This window comes from Roseateles albus, assembly GCF_028595345.1.
Taxonomy (GTDB): Bacteria; Pseudomonadota; Gammaproteobacteria; order Burkholderiales; family Burkholderiaceae_C; genus Paucibacter_A; species Paucibacter_A albus.
Map to the genome: position 1 here is coordinate 79131 of NZ_JAQQXT010000007.1, position 22146 is coordinate 101276.

Genomic DNA, 22146 nt, shown 5'->3' on the forward strand with positions numbered 1-22146 from the left:
ATCAGCTTCACTCTAGTCAGTACATACCCGAAGCTTCGACCGAGTGCCGAAACAGGCCCGGCATTCGCCAGGCCCGGTCATTTCACTCATAGCCATCAAATCGCCAGCGGGTCGACGTCCACCGCCCAGCGCATCAACCCCTTGTGCTCGCGCTTAAGTGCATGCAGCTCGGGGTTCCACAGCCACAGCAGTCGCTGCAAGGCGCTGCGGCTGGGAGCCTCGACCAGCATCTGCATGCGTTCGACGTTAGCAATGCGGGCCACGCTCATCGGGATACAGGGGTAGATCAAGACCTCGGCGGCCACCGGCAAGGCTTGAGCCCAACGAGCGGCGGCATCCAGAAAAGCCTTGGCCACTTCGGGTGTGCGCGCCTCGGCGCGCAGCATCGCCAAGTGCGCAAACGGGGGCAAGCCGGCCGACTCGCGCTCGGCCAGCTGGCTTTTGGCGAAGTCCTCGAAATCATGCTTGGCCAAGGCCTTGTAGAGCGCATGCTCGGGGTGCCAGGTCTGCACCCACATCTCGCTGCGTGCCGCTTGTTCGGCATCGCGCCCGGCGCGCCCACCGGCCTGCATCAGCAGTGCAAAAAGACGCTCAGGCGCACGGAAGTCGCTGCTGAACAGCGCGCCGTCCGGGTTGACGGCCGCGACAAACGTGATGCGGCGGAAGTCATGGCCCTTGGTGATCATCTGCGTGCCAACGACGATGTCAACCTCGCCCGCATGGACGGCGGCCATATGCGCCTCCAGCTCGCCCTTGAGCTTGGTCGAGTCGGCGTCGATGCGCAGTACGCGTGCGCCCGGCAGTTGCTCGCGCAGCTGTTCTTCCAGCCGTTCGGTGCCGCGGCCCAGCGGTGCGATGTCCTGGTTGCCGCAGGTCGGGCAGGCTGCAGGCACACGCTCGCTGAAGCCGCAATGGTGGCAGCGCAAGCTGCGATCACCCTTATGGAACACACGCCAGGCGCTGCAATGCGGGCAGTCGCTCTTCCAATTGCATTCGCTGCAATGCAGCACCGGCGCATAGCCACGCCGGTTCAAAAAGATCAGGCTTTGCTCGCCGCGCTCCAGACGCAGGCGCAGCGCCTCCAAGAGCGGCCGGGTCAGCGCCGTCGTCACGCCTTTGCTGAGCGGCATCAAGCGCATATCGAACAGGCGCACCCGCGGCAGCGCGCCGCCGCCGATGCGCTCGGGCAAGGCCAGGCGTTTGTAGCGCCCCTGATTGGCATGCTGCCAGCTTTCCAAGGACGGTGTGGCCGAGCCGAGGATGACCGGGATCTTCTCCAGATGAGCGCGGTAGACCGCCAGATCGCGGGCCGAGTAGCGGGCGCCGTCCTGCTGCTTGTAGGAAGGGTCATGCTCCTCGTCGACGACGATCAGGCCCAGCCTGGGCATAGAGGCAAACACCGCCAGCCTCGTGCCCAAGACCAGCTCTGCCTGCCCCTCATGTGCGGCTAACCAGTTACGCAGGCGCTGCGCCGGCGTCAGGCCGCTGTGCAAGGAGACCAGCACGCGGCCGACAAAGCGCTCGGCAAAACGGGCCTCCAACTGCGGCGTCAAGTTGATCTCTGGCACCAGGACCAAGACTTGGCGGCCCTGCTTCAAGGCGTGCTCGGCGGCGCGCAGATAGACCTCGGTTTTGCCGCTACCGGTAACGCCGTAGAGCAAGACCGGCGCTTGGGCGCCCTTGGCTGTCGCCGAGGCGGGCTCGGTCAGCAGCGCGTCCAGCTGGGCCAGCACTTCGGCCTGGGCTGGGCTCAGCGTGGGTCGGCTCGGGCTGGCTTGAACTGGCGCGGCAATCTGCTCGGCCACCCATTTGCGCATGCGTTTTAGACGCAGCTGCAACTGCGGGCTCTGAAGTTCACGCAACTGCGGCGGCAATACCGACAAAGCCACCTCGCCCACCCCGCGTTGGTAATAAGCAGCGGCAAATTCAAGCAGCCGGCACCAGCTCGCGCTCAGCGGCGTCAAACCCTCCAGTACGGCCAAAATGGCGCGCAATTTGCTGGGGTCGGCATACTCGGTCGGCTCAATAGCCTGCGCGCCGCGCGGCCAAACAATACCCAGTAACTCGCGCTTGCCCAGTGGCACCCGCACCAAACTACCGGGAGCCAGGACCACCTCGGATACATAGTCGAGCGGCCCGCCGATGCCGCTGTGTTGGGGCGCGTCTACGGCCACTTTGATTCGCGGCAAATCTGCTCCGACCGGCGCCGTCATCAGCTGCTGCGCTGTATCAACCATAGGACCTGGCCCGCGCTGACTCAGGCTTTGATTGAACTTTTGCGCTTAAGTGCATGATTTCAAAGGACTCAGCGGCGAATCCACAAAATCTGTGGATAACTTTGTGGGGAAAGTTCTAAGAGTTGGTTTTTACTCAACTTGTCGTCGCCAGGACCGTGGCTTGACCGTTCCCAATATGCCGCAGACAGGCTCTTATAAATCAAGTACTTAGCTCGCAATCGGGAAAACACTTAGCTGCAGTGCAATATCGAAGCTCTTGTCTGCTCGCTCGCCTCAAACTGGGGATAAGTCCCGACCCTAAGTGCTCACTTCACATTCACAAAGCCATCTAATTGGGTTTGAGCGGGCTCAGCCCGCCCCGAATTAGGCCCTTATGCGGCGCGAATGCGCATGCACCTCATCCACCAGCACCGAAACTATTTCAGGCGGGGTGAATTGGCTGATGCCATGCCCCAAATTGAACACATGGCCGTCCCAAGTGCCATCGGCGCGACGCGGGTTGCCGAAGCTGTCCAGCACCGCGCGTACCTGCTCGCGCACTGCGTCGGGTGGGGCGAACAAGACGTTCGGGTCCAGATTGCCTTGTAGCGCCACGCGGCTGCCGACTTGGGCGCGCGCACGGCCCAAATTGGCCGTCCAGTCCAGGCCCACCGCATCGGCGCCGGCATCGGCGATCTCGTCCAGCCAGAGCGCGCCACCCTTGGTGAACAAGATGCGCGGAATGCGCACTCCCTCATGTTCAGTCTTCACTTGCGCCAGCACGCGGCGCGAGTAGTCAAGGCTGAAACGTTGGAACATGCCATCGGCCAGCACGCCACCCCAGCTGTCGAACAGCATCACGGCCTGAGCGCCGGCTTCGATCTGTGCGTTCAGGTAAGCGGCTACTGCATCGGCGTTGATGCTGAGGATGCGGTGCATCAGGTCGGGCCGCGCATACATCAGGCTCTTGACTTGGCGGTAGTCGTCCGAGCCACCGCCTTCCACCATATAGCAGGCCAGCGTCCAAGGGCTGCCCGAGAAACCGATCAAGGGCACACGGCCATTCAGCGCCTTGCGGATTGATGTGACCGCATCGAACACATAACGCAGCTTTTCCATATCCGGCACCGCCAGTTCGTTGACGGCGGCCTCGTCACGCACGACTTTGGCGAACTTGGGGCCTTCACCGATCTGGAAGGACAGGCCCAGGCCCATCGCGTCCGGCACGGTCAGGATGTCGCTGAACAAAATGGCCGCGTCAAGGTCGTAGCGTTCCAGCGGCTGCAGCGTCACCTCGGTGGCGTAATCGCGATTGGTGGCCAGGCCCATAAAGCTGCCCGCCTTGGCGCGGGTGGCGCGGTACTCGGGCAAGTAGCGCCCGGCCTGACGCATCAGCCAGACAGGGGTGTAGTCGGTGGGCTGGCGCAGGCAAGCGCGCAGAAAGGTGTCGTTCAGAAGAGGTGCATGCATAGTGCGGGGATTATCCAATGCGCCGCGCCTATTCTTGGGGCTGACGCCAGCGGCTTTGCGGCTAATCAATACAGCAGTACGCTCGCTGCTGGCAAATTGGAGGTTTCCCATGCACAGACGCCAGCTCCTCTGCGCTTCGGTTTTCGGTCTCTTGCTGCTGCGCCATGGCCGGCCAGCACTCGCCGCCGACAGCAATATCCTCCTTGCCAACGTCTATCGCGAAGGCATAGACCCCGCCGACTACTGGGTCAGCGAGAAGCTGGATGGCGTGCGCGGGGTGTGGGATGGCCAGACCTTGCGTCATCGCAGTGGCAATCCGGTGCATGCGCCGAAGTGGTTCACCGATGCGCTGCCCCCGGTACCGCTGGACGGCGAGTTGTGGATTGCGCGCCAGAGTTTCGACAAGCTTTCCGCCATCGTGCGAAGGGACGTGCCCATCGACGAGGAATGGCGGCAGGTGCAATACATGATCTTTGAAATGCCCGATGCACCGGGCAGCTTTACCGAGCGCATCGCGCTGATGCACGCCACCATCAGCAAGGCCAATATCAATCACGGCGCGCCCTGGCTGCGGCCGGTCGAACAATTTCGCATCGCCGACCGCAGGGCGCTTGCGGCCAAGCTCAAAGAGCTCGTCAAGCTCGGTGCCGAAGGGCTGGTGCTGCACCGGGCCGACGCAGCCTATGTGACCGGTCGCAGCGACGTGCTGCTGAAGCTCAAACCTATGCTGGATACCGAGGCGACCGTCATTGGCCACATGCCCGGCAAGGGACGCCATTTGGGCAAGATGGGCTCCTTGCTGCTGGAGACGCCCGAGGGTCGACGCTTTCGCATCGGCACCGGATTTTCCGACGCGGATCGCGCCAATCCACCACCGATTGGTACCGTGGTGACCTATCGTTACCGTGATCTGACTTCGACGGGCTTGCCGAAGTTTGCAAGCTATCTGAGGGTGCGGGAAAGCTTCTGAGTCGGTACAAGGCAGGTGAGGAAGTAACGCGTTTCTTTGCAACACCACAAAGACGCTGCGATACTGCGCCCGATCTTGATTCTGATCAGGGCGACACCACCTGAGGGGTGGTTCCAATCACCGACCGGAGGATTTCAAAATGTTTTCATCATTGCTCAAACGTGGCGCCATAGCCGCCACCTTGCTGGCAAGCGCGCTCACGCTGTCCGGCTGCGGCTACAACCAATTCCAGAGCCTGGACGAGCAGGTGAACGCAGGCTGGTCCGAGGTACTGAATCAATATCAGCGCCGCGCCGACTTGATCCCGAACATCGTCAACACCGTCAAGGGCGAGGCCAACTTCGAGCAGGAAACCCTGACCAAGGTGGTCGAGGCGCGCGCCAAGGCGACCAGCATCCAGGTCACGCCCGAGCTGGCCAATGACCCCGAGGCGATGAAGAAGTTCCAGGCCGCGCAGGGCGAAGTTTCCAGCGCCCTGAGCCGCTTGATGATGATCACCGAGAACTACCCTAACTTGAAGGCCAATCAGGGCTTCCAGGATCTGCGCGTGCAGTTGGAAGGTACGGAAAACCGCATCACCGTGGCGCGCAATCGCTATATCAAGACGGTCACCGAGTACAACACCCACGCCCGCAGCTTCCCCAACAACCTGACCGCGATGGTGATGGGCTACAAGGTCAAGCCCAACTTCACGGTCGAGAATGAAGCCGCGATCAAGGTGGCGCCGACGGTCAGCTTTGACAAGCCAGCCGGCAAATAAGGTCAGCGATGCTCGCCCGACTGCTTTCACTTGTCTTGGGTCTGTGCCTTTGCCTACCAACATGGGCGCAAGAAGAAGTGAAAGTGCCGGCGCTAAGTGGCCGCGTGATCGACCAGACCGGCACACTCAGCGCGGAGCAGCAAGCGGCGCTGAGTGCCAAGCTGGCCGCTTTTGAGGCCGAGGCGGGCTCGCAACTGGTGATTCTGATCGTGCCGACGGTGGCGCCGGAAGACATCACGTCCTATGCCCAGCGTGTGGGCGACACCTGGAAGATCGGGCGCAAGGATGTGGGCGACGGCCTCTTGCTGCTGGTCGCCAAGAACGACCGCAAGGTACGCATCGAAGTCGCCAAGACGCTGGAGGGCGCAGTACCCGATCTAGCGGCTCGGCAAATCATTCAAAACGCCATCACGCCAGCCTTCAAGAAGAATGACTACGCTGGCGGCCTGAATCTGGCCGTCGACCAGTTGGCGATGCGCATACGCGGGGAAGAATTGCCGGCGCCGAAGAAACAGGGCGGCCAGGGGCAGAAAAAAAATGGCTTCAGCTTCGAAGAGTTGGGCGCCTTGTTCTTCATCGGCGTGCCCGTATTGGGTGGCATTCTGATCGGTATCTTTGGCCGCAAGCTCGGTAGCTTGCTGACCGGCGGCGCGGCAGGCGCGCTGGGCTGGTTCTACGCGTCCAGCCTCTTGGTCGCAGGTTTGGCCGGCATTGCGTCGATGATTCTTGTCGGAGTGATGGGCGTCGGCGCAGGCCGCGGAGTCGGTAGGCGCGGCGGTGGATCGGGTGGCCCGGTGATTTGGGGAGGTGGCGGCGGTGGAGGCGGCGGTTTTGGTGGCGGCGGTGGCGGCGGTGGTTTTTCTTCCGGTGGCGGCGGCGATTTTGGCGGCGGCGGCGCCTCGGGAGATTGGTGAATATGCCTCAACAACAGCTCAAGAAACCGCTGCTGAGCCGGATGCTCAAGCATCGCTGGACCGATCAGACCGACCTGCGGCGCGCTCTACCTGCAGCTTCGATCGCTGGGCTGGAAGCCCGCATTCGTGCCAGCGAATCCAGGCACAGTGGCGAGATCTGCGTTTGTGTCGAAGCCGGCTTGCCAATGTCCTACCTGAGCAAGCGCCTGAGTGCTCGGCAAAGAGCGGTGACCTTGTTCGGCAAACTGCGCATCTGGGATACAGAGGCCAATAACGGCGTGCTGATTTATCTGCTGCTGGCCGACCGAGCGATTGAGATCGTGGCCGACCGAGGCCTCAATGCCCACGTCAGCGAAGCTCAATGGGCCGGCATCGTTGCAACGCTGCGGAGCAGCTTGACTAAAGCTGAATTTGAGCAGGGTCTGCAAGCGGCGATTGACGCCGTCGACGCGCTGTTGCAGGCTGAATTCCCACTGGCAGCCGGGCACAGCAATCCGAACGAATTGTCTGACGCGGTGGTAATTCTCTAGTTGGACGCCTTCGGCCCTACTTGATGGGCCGATGCTTGCTACCGAAGTGTTCAAGCAAGGGTGCGTGGCCCAAGGGGCCAAACTTCAGCTTGGGCTGCGGTACCGTTACATCGGGCAGGTGATCCAATAGATGACGGATCAAGGCCAGCCGGCCACGCCGCTGGTCATTGAAGTCCACCAGCGCCCAAGGCGCTTGGCGCGTATGAGTGGCGTTCAGCATCACATCGCGTGCCTCGCCGTATTGCTTGTACAGGCGCCGCGCTTCCAGGTCGATCGGTGACAGTTTCCAGCGCTTGAGCGGGTCGGCCAGGCGCTCGGCAAAGCGCAATTCCTGCTGCTCCTGGTCGACCGTCAGCCAATACTTGAACAGCAACACGCCGTCGTCAACCAGCATCTTTTCAAACACCGGCACCTGCTTCAAGAACGCCGCCGTCTGCGCTGGCGTGCAAAAGCCCATCACGGTCTCGACGCCGGCCCGGTTGTACCAGCTGCGGTCAAACAAGGCGATCTCGCCGGCCGCCGGCAAATGCGGCACATAGCGCTGGAAGTACCACTCACCGCGCTCGCGGTCGCTCGGTTTGCCCAGAGCCACCGTCCGGCATTGGCGCGGGTTGAGCGTCTCGGAGATTGCCGAAATCACACCGCCCTTGCCGGCGGTATCGCGCCCCTCCACCAGCACCACCAAGCGCTGCCCCTTGTGCTGCAGCCAATGCGCCATTGCATTGAGCTCCAGATGCAGGGGGATCAATTGTTCGAGATAGTCGCTCTTGCTGAGCTTGGCAACAGAATTGCCGTTGGAACTCGTCTTGCCCTTGCCTGCAGTTTTGCCAGCCATCTTGCTAACTCCCAAATGAGTCGCCAGCTTAAGTCAGGCTTGCACTGCAGGGCAAGAGAAAACGGTCAGAGCAGGGTCAGCGTTTGCATGCCGGCCCAGCTTTCACCCGCCGCCAGACGCAAGGGTGCCTCAATCGCTGCCGCCTCGACGCACAGCATGTGCTTGTAGCCATCGGCCGGCATATCGGCCAGCGCCGCGCATTTCTCGGCACCCGGGTTCCACACCACGGCATCCTCAAAGCCTTGTTGCGCAATCTGCAGACGCCGCTCGCTTGTGGCCAAGCGCTCTTTCAGCGTCATGCTTTCGCGCACGCGGTGGTAGATGCGGTCGAGATCGCCGCCAGGTAGCAGCAGATCCACCCGCTGGACCTTCTCCATCTCATCGACCGAGTCCCAGTAGCGCATCGCGGTCAAGCCTTGCAGGCTGGTCGAGTCGATATCGGCGACGCGCAAGTAACTGTGCAGCGCGCTGGTGAATTCGAAGGCCTCTTCGCCCTTGTTTTCGCACGCGAGCTCGATCTGGATCTCCCGCCCGCTGATGCGCACACTCAGTTCCAGCTCGAAGGCATGGGGCCAGAACATGCGCGTTGCCGCGTCGTCGCACAAGCGCAGCACGGCCAGTGCATCATCCTTGCCCTGCTCGGCCATCACCAAGGCCCAGGGCTTGGTGCGTGCAAAACCATGGCGCTGCAAGGGACCGCGAGCGGCGAACTGCGGAAAAATCACCGGCACACCGCCGCGAATCGCTTGGCCCGAGGCGAAGGCGGACTTGGGCGACATATAGAGCTGCTCATCAGCGCCGACTGGTTGCCAAGAAACCAAGTGGCCGCCATGCAGCAGCACAGTGGCGCGGGCGCCATCGGGCGCGACAAGCTCGATGGCATCCATGCCATGAACACGGGAAAGAGCAATGGACTTGGACATGGCGTTTACTTCGGTTTGTCTATGAAAAACGCCCGCCCGACTTGCGTCGGCGGGCGTTGCCTAATCAGTTGAGGACAGAGCTACTCGCTTGCGCTCGGGCGGTCTGCCCCCAAAACCATTAGTTCTTGCGGAACTTGCGCAGCGCAGCGATTTGGGCGGCCATCGCAGCGAACTCGCCTTGCGCCTTGGCAAAGTCGATATCTGTCTTGGCGTTCTTCATCGCTTCTTCGGCCAATGCCTTGGCTTCAACGGCCTTGGCTTCGTCCAGGTCCTTGCCGCGAATCGCGGTGTCGGCCAGCACGGTGACACGGCCCGGCTGCACTTCCAGCAAGCCACCAGCCACGAAGACAAACTCTTCCTGGCCGTTGTCGGCGCGCTGGATGCGCACAGCACCCGGCTTGATGCGAGTGATCAGCGGCGCGTGGTTAGGCAAGATGCCCAACTCACCGCTTTCACCCGGCAGTGCAACAAACTTGGCTTCGCCGGAGAAGATTTGCTCTTCGGCGGAGACCACATCGACATGGATGGTTGCCATCTTGAATCTTCCTTAGCGTTGAGGTGGAGAACTGTGCTGAATCGGGGAGGCCTTGGTCTCCCCGCTTTGATCAGCCCAGCTTCTTCGCCTTTTCAAACGCTTCGTCGATGGTGCCAACCATGTAGAAGGCCTGCTCTGGCAGGTGATCGCACTCGCCGGCAACAATCATCTTGAAGCCGCGGATGGTTTCCTTCAAAGGCACGTACTTGCCAGGCGAGCCGGTGAAAACCTCGGCCACGTGGAAAGGCTGCGACAAGAAGCGCTGGATCTTGCGAGCGCGGGACACCGACAGCTTGTCTTCAGGCGACAGCTCGTCCATACCCAGAATCGCAATAATGTCGCGCAGTTCCTTGTAGCGCTGCAGCACTTGCTGAACGCCACGGGCGGTCAGGTAATGCTCTTCGCCGACCACGTTCGGGTCCAGCTGACGCGAGGTCGAGTCGAGCGGGTCCACGGCGGGGTAGATACCCAGCGAAGCGATGTCACGCGACAGCACCACGGTGGAGTCCAAGTGGGCGAAAGTCGTCGCAGGCGATGGGTCGGTCAAGTCATCCGCTGGCACGTAAACGGCCTGGATGGACGTGATCGAACCGACCTTGGTCGAAGTGATCCGCTCTTGCAAGCGGCCCATTTCTTCGGCCAGCGTTGGCTGGTAACCCACGGCGGAAGGCATACGACCCAACAGCGCGGACACTTCGGTACCGGCCAAGGTGTAGCGATAGATGTTGTCCACGAAGAACAGCACATCCTTGCCTTCGTCACGGAAGGACTCGGCGATCGTCAGACCGGTCAAGGCCACGCGCAGACGGTTGCCTGGAGGCTCGTTCATCTGACCGTAAACCATCGCGACCTTGGAGTCCTCGAGCTTCTCGAGGTTCACCACGCCGGAGTCGGCCATCTCGTGATAGAAGTCGTTACCTTCACGAGTACGCTCGCCCACACCCGCAAACACCGACAGACCGCTGTGGGCCTTGGCGATGTTGTTGATGAGTTCCATCATGTTCACGGTCTTGCCCACACCGGCGCCACCGAACAGACCCACCTTGCCGCCCTTGGCGAACGGGCAGATCAAGTCGATCACCTTGATGCCGGTTTCCAGCAGCTCTTGCGACGGGCTCAGCTCGTCGTAAGCAGGCGCAGCGCGGTGGATGGACGCGACTTGCGTCGCCGCCACGGGGCCGCGCTCGTCGATGGGCGCGCCCAGCACGTCCATGATGCGACCCAGGGTCGCCTTGCCGACTGGAACTTGAATGTTCTCGCCGGTATTGAAAACTTCGGTGCCGCGGCGCAGGCCGTCGGACGAGCCCAAAGCGATGGTGCGCACGATCCCGTCGCCCAGCTGCTGCTGAACTTCCAGGGTCAGGGTGCTACCGTTCATCTTCAGCGCGTCATAGATCTTGGGCATCTGGCTGCGTGGAAATTCCACGTCCACCACGGCGCCAATGCACTGAACGATCTTGCCAACGGCGTTGGTTTGAGTGTTCGACATATCGATTCCTTAAAACAATCAGTATTCGTTGCGTATGGTTTGGCGATTGGCGGGCATCAGCCCACCGCAGCCGCTCCGCTGACAATCTCTGACAACTCTTTGGTGATGGCTGCTTGGCGGGTCTTGTTATAGATCAGCTTCAGCTCACCAATCAAGGTGCCGGCGTTGTCGGTCGCGGCCTTCATCGCCACCATGCGTGCCGATTGCTCGGACGCCATGTTTTCTGCCACGGCCTGGTAGACCAGCGCTTCGGCATAACGCACCAGCAACTCGTCAATCACCGCCGCTGCATCGGGCTCGTACAGATAGTCCCAAGCGTGAGCTGGGGAACCATCGGCATTGGCCGTCTTCATGCTATCGGTCGTCAAAGGCAGCAACTGCTTGATGACGGTTTCCTGCTTCATCGTGTTGATGAATTGGGTGTAGCAGAGGTAGACGGCGCTCAACTTGCCTTCGGCGTACGCGTCGAGCAAAACCTTGACCGGTCCGACCAGCTTTTCGATGTGCGGCTTGTCGCCCAGATGAGTGACCTGAGCCACCACCTTGGCGCCGATGCGGTTCATGAAGCCCAAGCCCTTGTTGCCGATGGCAACGACTTCGGCTTTTTGACCGGCAGCCTCAAGATCTTTCAGCTTGGTCGTGGTCGCACGCAACAAGTTGGTGTTCAGACCGCCGCAAAGGCCTTTGTCCGTCGTCACCACCACGAAGCCGGCAACTTTCGCGCCGGGGTTGGCGGTCAAGAAGGCATGCTTGTACTCGGGGTTAGCCTGGGCGAGATTGGCGGCGATGTTGCCGATCTTCTCGCTGTATGGGCGACCCGCACGCATGCGTTCCTGAGCCTTGCGCATCTTCGACACCGAGACCATTTCCATGGCCTTGGTGATCTTCTTGGTGCCTTCGACCGACTTGATCTTGCCGCGAATTTCCTTGCTTGATGCCATGATTTCTCCTTTTCAGATTGGGTGAATTTTCAAGCTCACCCAGTCAATGGCATTAAGCGAAGGACTTCTTGAACGCGGTGATTGCAGCGTTCAACTCGGCTTCGGCATCCTTGTCCATGGCCTTGTCGGCTTCCAGCTTGGCCAACAGAGCGGCGTGGCTGGTCTTCAGGAATTGATGCAGACCCGACTCGAAAGCCAAGACCTTGTTCACCGGCAGGCTGTCCATGAAGCCCTTGTTGACCGAGTACAGCGTCGCGCCCATCAAGCTGATGGTTTGCGGCGAGTACTGAGCCTGCTTGAGCAACTCGGTCACGCGAGCACCGCGGTCCAGCTGCTTGCGGGTGGACTCGTCCAGATCGGAAGCGAACTGCGCGAACGCAGCCAATTCACGGTACTGGGCCAGGTCGGTACGGATACCGCCGGACAGGTTCTTGACCAACTTGGTTTGCGCAGCGCCACCGACTCGCGACACCGAAATACCGGCGTTGATCGCAGGGCGGATACCAGCGTTGAACAGCGAGGTCTCCAAGAAGATCTGGCCGTCGGTGATCGAAATCACGTTGGTTGGCACGAAGGCAGACACGTCACCGGCTTGCGTTTCAATGATAGGCAGCGCGGTCAAAGAACCGGTCTTGCCCTTCACTTCGCCCTTGGTGAAGGCTTCGACATAGTCGGCGTTCACGCGAGCAGCACGCTCCAGCAGACGGCTGTGGAGATAGAACACGTCGCCAGGGTAGGCTTCACGGCCTGGTGGACGGCGCAGCAACAGGGACACCTGACGGTAGGCCACGGCTTGCTTGGACAGATCGTCATAAACGATCAGCGCGTCTTGACCGCGGTCGCGGAAGTACTCGCCCATCGTGCAGCCGGAGTAGGCCGAGACGTACTGCATCGCAGCCGATTCGGAGGCCGAGGCTGCCACGACGATGGTGTAAGCCATCGCGCCGTTGGCTTCCAGAGCGCGCACCACGTTCTTGATCGACGAAGCCTTCTGGCCGATCGCAACGTAGACGCAGGTCATGTTCTGACCCTTCTGGTTGATGATGGCGTCGATCGCGACAGCCGTCTTACCAGTCTGGCGGTCACCAATGATCAGCTCGCGCTGACCACGGCCAACCGGCACCATCGAGTCAATCGACTTCAGGCCGGTCTGCATAGGCTGATCAACCGACTTACGGGCGATCACGCCTGGAGCGACCTTTTCGATCACGTCCGTCATCTTGGCGTTGATCGGGCCCTTGCCGTCAATGGGGTGACCCAAGGCATTGACCACACGGCCAATCAACTCAGGGCCGACCGGCACTTCCAGAATACGGCCCGTGCACTTGACGGTGTCGCCTTCGGAGATGTGCTCGTAGGCACCCAAAATCACGGCGCCGACCGAGTCGCGCTCGAGGTTCAAGGCCAGACCGAAGGTCTGGCTGCCGTCTGCAGCAGCCGGGAACTCCAGCATTTCGCCTTGCATCACCTCGGACAAACCGTGGATGCGGACGATGCCGTCGGACACAGACACCACGGTGCCCTGGTTGCGGACGTCCGTCGAAGTGCCAAGGCCCTCGATGCGGCTCTTGATCAATTCGGAAATTTCAGCAGGATTCAGATTCATTGCTATAGCTCCCAGCTGGCCTGCGCTCGGTTTCCAGAGCGCTCGGCACAGGGATGAATGAAGGGTGAAATTGCGCTCAAGGCCATCAGGCCGTGAGCGCTACTTTCATGCGTTCCAGACGGTACTTGACCGAGGTGTCCAGCACCTCATCGCCAACCACCACCCGAATGCCGCCAATCAGTGACGGCTCCAAGACGACCTGTGCGTCGAGCTTGCGTGCGAAACGCTTCTCCAGCGACACCATCACCTCGGCCAATTGGGCCGCATCGATGGGGTATGCGCTGTAGATCAAAGCGTCCGCCACGCCGGCTGCGGCATTGGCCAAGACATGGAATTGCTGCACCACGGCGGGCAAAGCGCTCAAGCGGCCGTTCGCGATGACCGTGCGCAGAAAGTTCTGCACGCCTTCGGCCAGATCGAGCTTGGCGGTTTGCGCGGTGACCGCGTAAACCTGCTCGGCCGTAGCCTTGGGGTGGTCAGCAAATGCGAGCAGCTCAGGCGCCTCGGCCACTTGGGCCAAGGCATCGAGCTGCAAGCCCCAAGCCTTGACGTCATGCTTGCGCGCTACTTGAAACAGCGCTTCGGCGTAAGGTCGTGCAATGGTTGCGAGCTCGGCCATGCTTACAGCTCCGTCTTCAAGCGACCCAGCAACTCAGCGTGCACAGAGGCATTGACCTCGCGCTGCAGAATTTGCTCGGCACCCTTGACGGCCAGCGCGGCGACTTGCTCGCGCAAGACCTCACGGGCACGCACGGATTGCGCTTCGGCTTCGGCTTGAGCGTCGGCCACGATCTTGGCGGCCTTCTCTTCGGCTTGGCCGGCTGCAGCTGCCACGATTGCTGCGGCACGCTTTTCAGCGTCGGCCAGCAGCTTGGTGGTTTCGCCACGGGTCAGCGCCAATTGCTCGTCGACCTTCTTGTTGGCGTTAGCCAACTCGGCCTTGGCCTTGTCGGCCGCAGCCAGACCTTCGGCGATTTTTGCGGCGCGCTCATCCAAGGCCTTCATCATTGGAGGCCAGATGAAGCGCATGGTGAACCATACAAGGATCGCAAAAACGATCGCTTGCAGGAACAGTGTTGCGTTGATATTCACAGAGCTATCCTTTCAACCGTGAACGGTTGGCGCATCAATTAATTAGATGGCGAAAGGCTTGGCGAATGCGAACAGCAGAGCGATAGCCACACCGATCAGGAACGCGGCGTCGATCAGACCAGCCAAGATGAACATCTTGGTTTGCAGTTCGTTCATCAGCTCAGGCTGGCGAGCCGAAGCTTCCAGGAACTTGCCGCCCATCAAAGCGATACCGATAGAAGCGCCCAATGCGCCCAGACCAACGATGAGACCGCAAGCCAGTGCTACGAGACCGAGAATGTTTTCCATGATTTGCTCCAGAAGGAAAGGTAAGTAAAAAGAAAAGGAAACGAGAGAAAAAACGAACTATCCGATGTTCGGTCGCAGATCAATGTTGATCGTGCGCCTGGCCCGTGTAGATCAAGGTCAGCATCATGAAGATGAAGGCCTGCAAGGTGATGATCAGGATGTGGAACAGCGTCCACACCGTACCAGCCACCAAATGGCCCAGACCCAGCCAGAAGCCACCCGACAGCGGGTTCAACTCCCAGGCCCAGACGCCACCCATCAGCGCGATCAGCATAAACACCAGCTCACCCGCAAACATATTGCCGAACAACCGCATGCCGTGCGAGACGGTCTTGGCAGCGAACTCGATCAGCTGCATCAGGAAGTTGATCGGATACAAGAACCATTTGTCGCCGAATGGAGCGGCCAGCAATTCATGCGTCCAGCCGCCAATGCCCTTGATCTTGATGCTGTAGAAGAAGCACATGATCAGCACGCTGGTCGACAGGCCCAGCGTCGTCGACAAGTCGGCGGTTGGCACCACACGCATATAAGCGTGATGCGGATCGTGACCCATGGAACCAAACACCTTGGCCCACAAGGCTGGCAGCAGGTCAACCGGCAGCATGTCCATGAAGTTCATCAGGAAGATCCAGACAAACACGGTCAATGCCAGAGGGCCGATCACCTTGCGGCTGGCGGCGTTGTGAATCACGCCCTTGGCCTGGTTCTCGACCATTTCGGACAAGATTTCGACCGCCGCTTGGAAGCGGCCAGGGACGCCGGAAGTCGCCTTGCGCGCAGCACGCCACAAGACGAAACAACCCAACACACCCAAGATCACTGCATAGATCAGCGAGTCCAGATTGAACAAGCTGAAGTCAACGATGCTGGTCTGCTTGACCAATTCACCCTTGAAATTCATCTGCATGTGCTGCAGGTGATGCTGGATGTATTCCCCAGCGTTGGGTCCTTGCCCGTGTCCTTCGGCTGCCATCGTTAGTTTCCGTCCTGCGTATTTACTAAATTTGACTCGTCCGACCCTGCCAAAGCAGAGCCAACCAATTTACTTTCAAGCACCCGACCAATCCCGCCAGCATTGCCAGCCAATTCAAATCCGGCACCCAAACCGCTGCCACCGCCAAAATGGCAACAGCCGTCATGATCTTGATCAGCTCCCAGAACATGAACCCCAGCACCGCAGCCGCCGGCATTCCTCTGAAGAGCCTGGTCATCCCCCACGCCATCAAGGCATTGGGAAAAACCACTGCAGCCGCACCCCAAAGAGCCGACTGCGCTGTTTTGCTTTGCCCGGTCACCAGATAGGCAAGTACGGCAATCGCCACACCCACCAAAGCCTGGATCCCGACCAATCGCCAAACCGAAATCGGCGGGTGCTTCAGCCTCAAGGCCTGCGCTTGTTCTCGCGTCAGGGTCTTGAAAGGCAGCTCCTCGGCCTCATCCTCTTTGACATCGCCCCATGCATCTTTTTTGTCATCCCAATCAGCGCTGGCCGGAGAGACTTTGGATCTTTCCGCTTGCACTGGTCTGGTCATAAACGTCTGATGAATGTCGGCAAAACCCAAAGATTATATGTGGAAACCCGTAGGTTTCCGAGAAGACCCTTAGCGAAGGCTCAAGATGGACCTGTGACTTCCGGCACAGGCGACCTGATCGAAGCTCAGAGCTTGAGCAGATTGGGGGCAAGCCCGGCCACTTCGACGCGCACTTTCAGCACACAACCCGCCAGGGGCTGCGCCGCCAATTCTTCGGCCGAGCGGCCCTCGCTGGCGGTGGTGATATAGAGCGTGCGCAGGTCGACACCCCCGAAAGTGGGCATGGTCGGGCAGCGCACCGGTAGGCGCAGTTCACGCAAGACCTGACCCTGGGGCGACAACCTCAGCAGGCGCTGGCCCTCAAACATCGCCACCCAGTAGCAACCCTCGACATCCACGGCGGCGCCGTCGGGGCGGCCGCCATATTGATCCAAGGCTTCACCGGCCGTGCGCTGGGCGAACTTGGCGAACATTGCCCGCTCGCCAATGGCGCCGGTCGCAAGGTCAAAATCCAAGACATAGACCTCATGCGCCTTGGTGTCAGACCAATACATCTTGCGCTGATCAGGACTCCAGGCCACACCGTTAGAGGTCACGATGCCCTCGGCCATGGACTCGAAACACCCGCTCGCATAACGATATAGACCGGCGTGGGGAGCACGCGCGTCATCGATGGTGCCGATCCAGAAGCGGCCTTGCGCATCGGGCTTTCCATCGTTGAAACGCTGCTTTGTACTGTCAAACGGCGCGGCCGCCAGCTGCCGCTGCGCGCCCGTCTCGGTGTTCAAGTGCCACAGGCCGTCGCGTTGCGCCACGGCCAAGCCGCCGCCTTCTATCAAGGCGATGCAACCGGGCTCGCTGTCCAATTGCCAATGACGCAGCTCCGCCGTGACCGGTTCAAGCCGCAGAACCTGGCGCTTTGGGATATCGACGTAATAGAGGCATTGCTCGGCAACGCTCCAGAGTGGCGATTCGCCCAAAGCGGCAACAGCAGGGCCGGCGGCCTCGATTTGATAGAGCGTTGAGTCTGAAGCATTCATCTTGGCAAATTGGTCTGGCGGCGCGATCAGGTGCGCAAGCTGCGATGCTAAGGCTGTAACTCGACGTAACTCCAACCACGCCTCAATCAGCCCAAATCCACCTTCAAATAATGCGCACCCGGAATGGGATTGAAGTAGTAAGGCGGTACCGACTCAAAGCCCAAGCTTTCGTACAGCCCGCGCGCCGACTCCATATCGTCGAGGGTGTCCAGCAGCATGGACGAGTAGCCGGCCTGCGTCGCCGCATCAATCAAGCCCTGGGCCAATAAACGCCCGAGGCCAAAGCGGCGGAAAGCAGGACGGACAAACAGGCGCTTCATCTCGCAGGCATTCACGTAGTCGACATCGAGCAAGGGCCGAAAGCCGCCGCAGCCCGCGACCTGACCGTCCACCATGGCCAGCAGCATGATGCCGCCGGGCGCTTCGTACTGCCCCGGCAGACATTGCAATTCCGCCTCAAAATCCTGAAAACACAGGTCAATATCCAGGCTGGCGGCATAGTCGCGAAGGATCCGGCGGGTCGATTCCCAATCGTCGGCCGAAGCGGGCGCAATGAGCGAAATGTCGGGGTTGTTCATGGGGAAAGATGTACGGCTGCTCGCAGTGTACTCAGGCGAATCGACATCAAACCGTCTCCAGGCTGACCAGCAAATACACCGCCGCGATACATGCCCCCAACAATGTCAGCGCAAACAGACGGCTTGCCAAACTGTCTATGGTCGCCGGCACGGCGCTAGGCAACTGTTTGTCGCCGCTGATCATCGGCCCGATCAAATCGTTGCGATGCCGCAAGCGGTAGAAGACGATCGCGGCCACATGCAGGCCGACCAAAGCGAACAAGCCCCATTGACCGTAGCTCTTGTGATACGAGGTCCAGGCCAGACTGAGCTCCCCCGATACAAAACGGATCAAGGGGCCGGTGCTGGCGATTTCGTCGTCGGCAATCAAACCCGAACCCACCTGCACCAGCAGCCATGCCAACATGGCCAGGACCGAATAAGCCCCCAGCGGGTTGTGACCGACCTCGAAGTGATCGTCTGCCTTGGGCCGGCCTTGCAGATAACGCAACAAGGCTGCCGGCGAATAGACAAAGCTGCTGAAACGCGACCAGCGCCCGCCGACCAAGCCCCAGAGAATCCGAAAAGCCACCAGCGCCAGCACCGCATAGCCCAGTCTCATATGCCAAACCACGGCATTGCCGCCAACCTTGGCACTGATGACCGAGCCCAAAACACAAATCACCAAAGCCCAATGAAACAGCCGTGTCGGCAAGTCCCAAATCCTGACCGGACCCAACAAGTCTTTGCGCACGTTTTTTTGCATAACTACTCCGTGGCGTGGTGAGCAACCATAACCCAAGCGGCACGCCCTGCAAAGATAGAGTTTGCTGTCTACACTGCACCAAGCCGGCGGCTGAACGCGCCGGCTCAACCCGCCAGCTAAAGCACCACCAACCCCAAGGATGCCAGCATGAAGAGAAAACTCCTGATCGGCCTAACCTGCCTGACCGGCCTGTGCGCAGCCCTGCCCGCCAGCGCGCAGTTCGCCAAGCCAGAAGACGCCGTCAAATACCGCAAGGCCGCTTTCACCGTGATGGCCAATCACTTCGGCCGCATTTCCGCGATGGCCCAAGGCAAGGTGCCATTTGACGCTGCCGCGGCCAGCGCCAATGCCGAAATCGTGGCCACAATGGCCATGCTGCCTTTCTCAGCCTTCCCAGAAGGCACGCATGGCACAGACAAGGGCACACCCAAGGCCAGCGTGTGGAGCGAGCGCGCCAAGTTTGATGAAGGCGCGAAGGCCCTGCAAGCAGAGTCCGTCAAGCTTGTCGCCGCAGCCAAGTCGAACAATTTAGATGCGCTGAAGGCAGCTGTGGGCAACACTGGCAAGACCTGCAAGTCCTGCCACGACAACTTCCGTAACGAGTGATTTAGGCGAGCAAAGAACAGGTCGGCTTCAAGGCATGCCGTTGCGGCCATGCATCATGAAGCCCGGCCTTTCCGCCAAACGCTCGCAATAGTCCGCGATGGCGGGCAATTCCGGACGGCCGTGCGCCTCCAAAGGCGCCATCAACCAACGCTGCGCCGACAAACCCAAGACCACATCGGCCAGGCTGAAGGTATCACCGGCCACAAAGGCGCCGGTCTGTTCCAGGCGCCGCGCCAGGATTTCGACATGGCGGTTCCAGCCCGCCACGCCGGCGGCCAACAATGCGGCGTCCTGATGCGCCGGGCTTTGCCGCACCAGACTCATGAAGGCATAGCGCCATGAGTTGTTGAACTCGCCGGCCTGCCAGTCCATCCACTGCTCGACGATGGCGCGCTCTTTAGCTGCCGCCGGCAGCAAATCAAGCCGCTGCTCGCGGGCCGCCAAGTAACGGCATATGCTGTTGGACTCCCACAGCACAAAGTCGCCGTCGATCAAGACCGGCACCATGGCGTTCGGGTTCAAGGCCAGGAACTCGGGCGCATCGGTCGCTTGGAAGCCGGAGCCCCAGTCCTCACGCTCAAATTCGAGGCCGAGTTCGGCGCAAGTCCAGAGCACTTTGCGAACGTTAATGGAGGTGGCTTTGCCAAGAATTTTCATGATGGTAGGAATGGCTAGGGAATAACAAAACCGCGCCTTCAGCCTGCGGCTGACTCGGCAAAGCTGAGCACGACCCTTCGGGTCGAGTTCGAGCTCTTCTGGTGATCACCCACTTCGGCTGCGCCGAAATGAGTGCTCCCCGAAGAAAAGCGCCTTCAGCCTGCGGCCGAATCGGCAAAGCCGAGCACGACCCTGCGGGTCGAGGCGCTTTTCTTTTCAATCTTCGTGACGAAGATGGGGCCGATTTCGGCGGTGTTGGCAATATGCGTGCCCCCACAAGGCTGGAGATCCACGCCTTCGATGTTCAATACCCGCACCCGCCCCATGCCGCGCGGCGGCTGCACACTCATGCTGCGCACCAGACCCGGATTGGCATCCAGCTCGGCCTCGCTGATCCAAGCTTGACTGACCGGGTGCGCCCCTTCGACCAAGCGGGCCAGCCCCGCTGTCAACTCTTCCTTGCCCAAAGCCTCGGTCATATGGAAGTCCAGCCGCGCATAACTCGGCGTGATTGAGCATCCATCAACCGGATGCGGCACCAGCGCGCACAGCAGATGGGTGGCCGAATGAAAGCGCATCAAGGCATGGCGGCGCTGCCAGTCCAGGCGGGCCGTCACAGCAAGCCCCGCCTGCAGGCCGGCCAGCAAGGCTTCCTGACCGGGTGCCGGCAGGTGCAAGATTTCGCCCTCAGCGCCCTCTCCCTTGCCCTTGCGGGTGTCGGCAATGGCGATCACTCGGCCATCGGCCAAGAGCAGCTCGCCCGCATCGCCAGCCTGCCCGCCACCCAAGGGATAAAACACCGTCCGATCCAGCAGCAGGCCGCGCTCATCGATGCGCAACAGTCTGGCTGCACATTCGCGCAAGGTGGAGTCCTCTCGAAACAGCTCTTCGGTTTGCGCCATCGTTGTTCAACCTTCAAGTCATCAATTGCAGCGAAACAAGCCCCAATGGCGTCTGCAGCTGAGCGTGCACATGCGCCTCTCCGGTCTCGACAAGCAAACCCGCCAGCAGCGCCGGCTGCGGCAAGCTCAGCTCGAATTTGCACAGGTTCACGGTCGCGCCGGCTAGCCCATCTGCCGGATGCACCTCGCCCCACTCGATCAGCAAAGGCAAAGCACCGCTCGAGAGCCGCTTGCCGTCACGCCGCAAAGCGATACGCCAGCGCAGCTCGCCGGCCGGCGTCATGCGCGAGGCCGCGACCGCCTCGCCCGCATCAACGCCCAGCTCACGCCAATGATTCAGTTGCGCGTCCAGATCGCCGTCAACCCTGGCCACCCAATGAATCAGGCCTGGCCCCTCGACCCGCAAACGCTCTTGCAAAGCCGGCGAATCGAGATCGAACCAGCGCGCCCGCCCAGGCGGCGGAGCATCCGGATCGATGGCGATGATCTCCAGATAACAGCGCGGGAAGCCCGGCCCGCTCAGATTGAGCAAACGGTTATGCGTCCCCATCAAGCCATGCTTGCCCCCGCCAACAGGCCTCACCCCCAAGGTCGCCTCGCACCAGGCTTCGCCCTCGGCCAAACTGGCAGCACCAATCACCAGATGGTCGAACGCCAAATTCACAGTCGTACTTCTCCGTTGATCATCGGCGTGACGTCACCGCCTATCCAGACGTCGGCACCACTGCGCTGAACATGGATGCGCCCAGCGCGCCCGAGCATCTTGCCCTGCGCCACCACATAGTTGTCGCTGCACAAGCCGGCTTCCAGCATCCACAGCGCCAGGCCGGCATTCAAGCTGCCGGTGACGGGATCTTCGGGCACGCCCATGCCGGGCACAAAGGCGCGCACCTCGAACTGCTGTTTAGAGCCGCTCGGGTAGGCACCGATGACGCCGAGTTCGATGCCGGCCATGGCGTTGAAATCTGGCGTTAAGGCCAAGACAGCCTCGGCGCTCTTCAGCCGGGCCGCGATCCAGGGTGGGCCGTTGTCCACCCACACCACATCGAGCACCTCTTCGGCGGCCAAACGCAGCGAGCGCAAAACCTGCTCATGCAGCGCGGCCGACACCGGGCCACCGCGGCGCAGCGGTGGTGCCGCAAAGGCGAGCCGCTCCTTGCCACTGCGTTCAACCACGCGCTTGATGCGCACCAGGCCGATACCGCATTGCTGCAGCAACTCGCCCTTGTTGCGTGGCGTACCGCCAGCCGCCAGCCAGCAATGCGCCGAACCCAGCGTCGGATGACCGGCAAAGGGCAGTTCGCCACCGGGCGTGAAGATACGCACGCGGTAATCGGCTTGAGGGTCGGTCGGCGGCAACAAAAACGTCGTTTCCGACAAATTGGTCCAACGGGCAAAGCTGGCCATCGCCGCGTCACTCAGTCCCTCGGCGTCTATAACCACCGCCAAGGGATTGCCCAACAAGGGCATGGCGGTAAAAACATCAACCTGCGCGAATCGTCTGGTCTGCAAAC

The 22146-nt window shown here is 60.8% G+C and carries 25 protein-coding genes; 5 read left to right on the forward strand and 20 right to left on the reverse strand.

The window, feature by feature from the left end:
• Positions 1 to 95 precede the first annotated feature (95 nt).
• Together PRZ03_RS12580 and hemE are read right to left on the reverse strand one after the other, a co-directional pair.
• A complete protein-coding gene (locus PRZ03_RS12580) occupies positions 96 to 2237 on the reverse strand; it encodes a primosomal protein N' (RefSeq protein WP_273600614.1) in 2142 nt (713 codons plus the stop codon).
• A gap of 363 nt (positions 2238 to 2600) precedes the next feature.
• Positions 2601 to 3686: a uroporphyrinogen decarboxylase gene (gene hemE / locus PRZ03_RS12585; protein WP_273600615.1), complete on the reverse strand. Its 1086-nt coding sequence runs from the start codon at positions 3684 to 3686 to the stop codon at positions 2601 to 2603.
• Positions 3687 to 3795: 109 nt separating this feature from the next.
• Here hemE and PRZ03_RS12590 point away from each other — a divergent pair, with 109 nt between their 5' ends.
• The 4 genes from PRZ03_RS12590 to PRZ03_RS12605 all read left to right on the forward strand — a co-directional run bounded on the left by PRZ03_RS12590 (position 3796) and on the right by PRZ03_RS12605 (position 6860).
• Positions 3796 to 4656: a DNA ligase gene (locus tag PRZ03_RS12590; RefSeq protein ID WP_273600616.1), complete on the forward strand. Its 861-nt coding sequence runs from the start codon at positions 3796 to 3798 to the stop codon at positions 4654 to 4656.
• A gap of 139 nt (positions 4657 to 4795) precedes the next feature.
• Positions 4796 to 5416, forward strand: a complete 621-nt coding sequence (locus PRZ03_RS12595) for a LemA family protein (protein ID WP_263532366.1) — start codon at positions 4796 to 4798, stop codon at positions 5414 to 5416.
• Between the two features lie 83 nt (positions 5417 to 5499).
• The gene (locus PRZ03_RS12600) at positions 5500 to 6330 is read left to right on the forward strand and encodes a TPM domain-containing protein (RefSeq protein ID WP_273600617.1); all 831 of its coding nucleotides are present in this window, start codon (positions 5500 to 5502) and stop codon (positions 6328 to 6330) included.
• A gap of 2 nt (positions 6331 to 6332) precedes the next feature.
• On the forward strand, positions 6333 to 6860 hold the full coding sequence (locus PRZ03_RS12605) for a TPM domain-containing protein (protein WP_273600618.1): 528 nt from the start codon (positions 6333 to 6335) through the stop codon (positions 6858 to 6860).
• A gap of 16 nt (positions 6861 to 6876) precedes the next feature.
• Here PRZ03_RS12605 and ppk2 read toward each other — a convergent pair whose 3' ends face one another.
• The 14 genes from ppk2 to PRZ03_RS12675 form a co-directional block, all read right to left on the reverse strand.
• Complete coding sequence (gene ppk2, locus PRZ03_RS12610) at positions 6877 to 7695, reverse strand: polyphosphate kinase 2 (protein WP_263532369.1); 819 nt, start codon at positions 7693 to 7695, stop codon at positions 6877 to 6879.
• A 65-nt stretch (positions 7696 to 7760) separates the two neighbouring features.
• A complete protein-coding gene (locus PRZ03_RS12615) occupies positions 7761 to 8618 on the reverse strand; it encodes a D-hexose-6-phosphate mutarotase (RefSeq protein WP_273600619.1) in 858 nt (285 codons plus the stop codon).
• Positions 8619 to 8736: 118 nt separating this feature from the next.
• A complete protein-coding gene (locus PRZ03_RS12620) occupies positions 8737 to 9153 on the reverse strand; it encodes a F0F1 ATP synthase subunit epsilon (RefSeq protein WP_263532371.1) in 417 nt (138 codons plus the stop codon).
• A gap of 70 nt (positions 9154 to 9223) precedes the next feature.
• A complete protein-coding gene (gene atpD, locus PRZ03_RS12625; RefSeq protein ID WP_263532948.1) occupies positions 9224 to 10648 on the reverse strand; it encodes a F0F1 ATP synthase subunit beta in 1425 nt (474 codons plus the stop codon).
• Positions 10649 to 10698: 50 nt separating this feature from the next.
• Positions 10699 to 11583, reverse strand: a complete 885-nt coding sequence (atpG, locus tag PRZ03_RS12630) for a F0F1 ATP synthase subunit gamma (protein ID WP_263532372.1) — start codon at positions 11581 to 11583, stop codon at positions 10699 to 10701.
• A gap of 52 nt (positions 11584 to 11635) precedes the next feature.
• Positions 11636 to 13189: a F0F1 ATP synthase subunit alpha gene (gene atpA / locus PRZ03_RS12635; RefSeq protein ID WP_263532373.1), complete on the reverse strand. Its 1554-nt coding sequence runs from the start codon at positions 13187 to 13189 to the stop codon at positions 11636 to 11638.
• A gap of 85 nt (positions 13190 to 13274) precedes the next feature.
• Positions 13275 to 13808 carry a F0F1 ATP synthase subunit delta gene (locus tag PRZ03_RS12640; protein ID WP_263532374.1) on the reverse strand — a complete coding sequence of 178 codons (534 nt, stop codon included), beginning with the start codon at positions 13806 to 13808 and terminating at the stop codon, positions 13275 to 13277.
• A 2-nt stretch (positions 13809 to 13810) separates the two neighbouring features.
• Positions 13811 to 14281 (reverse strand): F0F1 ATP synthase subunit B, encoded by a 471-nt coding sequence (locus tag PRZ03_RS12645; RefSeq protein ID WP_263532375.1) that lies wholly within the window; start codon positions 14279 to 14281, stop codon positions 13811 to 13813.
• 42 nt (positions 14282 to 14323) lie between these two features.
• Positions 14324 to 14569: a F0F1 ATP synthase subunit C gene (atpE, locus tag PRZ03_RS12650; protein WP_263532376.1), complete on the reverse strand. Its 246-nt coding sequence runs from the start codon at positions 14567 to 14569 to the stop codon at positions 14324 to 14326.
• A 79-nt stretch (positions 14570 to 14648) separates the two neighbouring features.
• On the reverse strand, positions 14649 to 15545 hold the full coding sequence (atpB, locus tag PRZ03_RS12655) for a F0F1 ATP synthase subunit A (RefSeq protein ID WP_263532377.1): 897 nt from the start codon (positions 15543 to 15545) through the stop codon (positions 14649 to 14651).
• 25 nt (positions 15546 to 15570) lie between these two features.
• Positions 15571 to 16134 carry an ATP synthase subunit I gene (locus PRZ03_RS12660; protein ID WP_273600620.1) on the reverse strand — a complete coding sequence of 188 codons (564 nt, stop codon included), beginning with the start codon at positions 16132 to 16134 and terminating at the stop codon, positions 15571 to 15573.
• 95 nt (positions 16135 to 16229) lie between these two features.
• The gene (locus tag PRZ03_RS12665; RefSeq protein WP_273600622.1) at positions 16230 to 17144 is read right to left on the reverse strand and encodes an SMP-30/gluconolactonase/LRE family protein; all 915 of its coding nucleotides are present in this window, start codon (positions 17142 to 17144) and stop codon (positions 16230 to 16232) included.
• Between the two features lie 86 nt (positions 17145 to 17230).
• Positions 17231 to 17722, reverse strand: coding sequence for a GNAT family N-acetyltransferase (locus PRZ03_RS12670; RefSeq protein ID WP_273600623.1), 492 nt, complete (start codon positions 17720 to 17722; stop codon positions 17231 to 17233).
• Positions 17723 to 17768: 46 nt separating this feature from the next.
• Positions 17769 to 18467, reverse strand: a complete 699-nt coding sequence (locus PRZ03_RS12675) for a cytochrome b/b6 domain-containing protein (protein WP_273600624.1) — start codon at positions 18465 to 18467, stop codon at positions 17769 to 17771.
• A gap of 147 nt (positions 18468 to 18614) precedes the next feature.
• Here PRZ03_RS12675 and PRZ03_RS12680 point away from each other — a divergent pair, with 147 nt between their 5' ends.
• Entirely contained in the window at positions 18615 to 19073 is a 459-nt protein-coding gene (locus PRZ03_RS12680) for a c-type cytochrome (RefSeq protein WP_273600625.1), read from the forward strand.
• A 27-nt stretch (positions 19074 to 19100) separates the two neighbouring features.
• Here PRZ03_RS12680 and PRZ03_RS12685 read toward each other — a convergent pair whose 3' ends face one another.
• The 4 genes from PRZ03_RS12685 to PRZ03_RS12700 all read right to left on the reverse strand — a co-directional run bounded on the left by PRZ03_RS12685 (position 19101) and on the right by PRZ03_RS12700 (position 22144).
• Positions 19101 to 19733, reverse strand: coding sequence for a glutathione S-transferase family protein (locus PRZ03_RS12685; protein ID WP_273600803.1), 633 nt, complete (start codon positions 19731 to 19733; stop codon positions 19101 to 19103).
• Positions 19734 to 19885: 152 nt separating this feature from the next.
• Complete coding sequence (locus PRZ03_RS12690) at positions 19886 to 20632, reverse strand: alanyl-tRNA editing protein (RefSeq protein WP_273600626.1); 747 nt, start codon at positions 20630 to 20632, stop codon at positions 19886 to 19888.
• 13 nt (positions 20633 to 20645) lie between these two features.
• Positions 20646 to 21296, reverse strand: coding sequence for a VOC family protein (locus PRZ03_RS12695; RefSeq protein WP_273600627.1), 651 nt, complete (start codon positions 21294 to 21296; stop codon positions 20646 to 20648).
• On the reverse strand, positions 21293 to 22144 hold the full coding sequence (locus PRZ03_RS12700) for a PhzF family phenazine biosynthesis protein (protein ID WP_273600804.1): 852 nt from the start codon (positions 22142 to 22144) through the stop codon (positions 21293 to 21295). The genes PRZ03_RS12695 and PRZ03_RS12700 overlap by 4 nt, the downstream gene beginning before the upstream one ends.
• Positions 22145 to 22146 lie beyond the last annotated feature (2 nt).

Excerpts from the sequence above, each read along its gene's own strand:
- PRZ03_RS12605 (WP_273600618.1), top strand. The coding sequence starts at position 6,333 with ATGCCTCAACAACAGCTCAAGAAACCGCTGCTGAGCCGGATGCTCAAG.
- atpB (WP_263532377.1), bottom strand. The coding sequence starts at position 15,545 with ATGGCAGCCGAAGGACACGGGCAAGGACCCAACGCTGGGGAATACATC.
- PRZ03_RS12690 (WP_273600626.1), bottom strand. The coding sequence starts at position 20,632 with ATGGCGCAAACCGAAGAGCTGTTTCGAGAGGACTCCACCTTGCGCGAA.
- PRZ03_RS12640 (WP_263532374.1), bottom strand. The coding sequence starts at position 13,808 with ATGGCCGAGCTCGCAACCATTGCACGACCTTACGCCGAAGCGCTGTTT.
- PRZ03_RS12595 (WP_263532366.1), top strand. The coding sequence starts at position 4,796 with ATGTTTTCATCATTGCTCAAACGTGGCGCCATAGCCGCCACCTTGCTG.
- PRZ03_RS12675 (WP_273600624.1), bottom strand. The coding sequence starts at position 18,467 with ATGCAAAAAAACGTGCGCAAAGACTTGTTGGGTCCGGTCAGGATTTGG.
- atpA (WP_263532373.1), bottom strand. The coding sequence starts at position 13,189 with ATGAATCTGAATCCTGCTGAAATTTCCGAATTGATCAAGAGCCGCATC.
- ppk2 (WP_263532369.1), bottom strand. The coding sequence starts at position 7,695 with ATGGCTGGCAAAACTGCAGGCAAGGGCAAGACGAGTTCCAACGGCAAT.
- PRZ03_RS12580 (WP_273600614.1), bottom strand. The coding sequence starts at position 2,237 with ATGGTTGATACAGCGCAGCAGCTGATGACGGCGCCGGTCGGAGCAGAT.
- PRZ03_RS12670 (WP_273600623.1), bottom strand. The coding sequence starts at position 17,722 with ATGAACAACCCCGACATTTCGCTCATTGCGCCCGCTTCGGCCGACGAT.
- hemE (WP_273600615.1), bottom strand. The coding sequence starts at position 3,686 with ATGCATGCACCTCTTCTGAACGACACCTTTCTGCGCGCTTGCCTGCGC.
- PRZ03_RS12620 (WP_263532371.1), bottom strand. The coding sequence starts at position 9,153 with ATGGCAACCATCCATGTCGATGTGGTCTCCGCCGAAGAGCAAATCTTC.
- atpE (WP_263532376.1), bottom strand. The coding sequence starts at position 14,569 with ATGGAAAACATTCTCGGTCTCGTAGCACTGGCTTGCGGTCTCATCGTT.
- PRZ03_RS12665 (WP_273600622.1), bottom strand. The coding sequence starts at position 17,144 with ATGAATGCTTCAGACTCAACGCTCTATCAAATCGAGGCCGCCGGCCCT.
- PRZ03_RS12615 (WP_273600619.1), bottom strand. The coding sequence starts at position 8,618 with ATGTCCAAGTCCATTGCTCTTTCCCGTGTTCATGGCATGGATGCCATC.
- PRZ03_RS12590 (WP_273600616.1), top strand. The coding sequence starts at position 3,796 with ATGCACAGACGCCAGCTCCTCTGCGCTTCGGTTTTCGGTCTCTTGCTG.
- atpG (WP_263532372.1), bottom strand. The coding sequence starts at position 11,583 with ATGGCATCAAGCAAGGAAATTCGCGGCAAGATCAAGTCGGTCGAAGGC.
- PRZ03_RS12680 (WP_273600625.1), top strand. The coding sequence starts at position 18,615 with ATGAAGAGAAAACTCCTGATCGGCCTAACCTGCCTGACCGGCCTGTGC.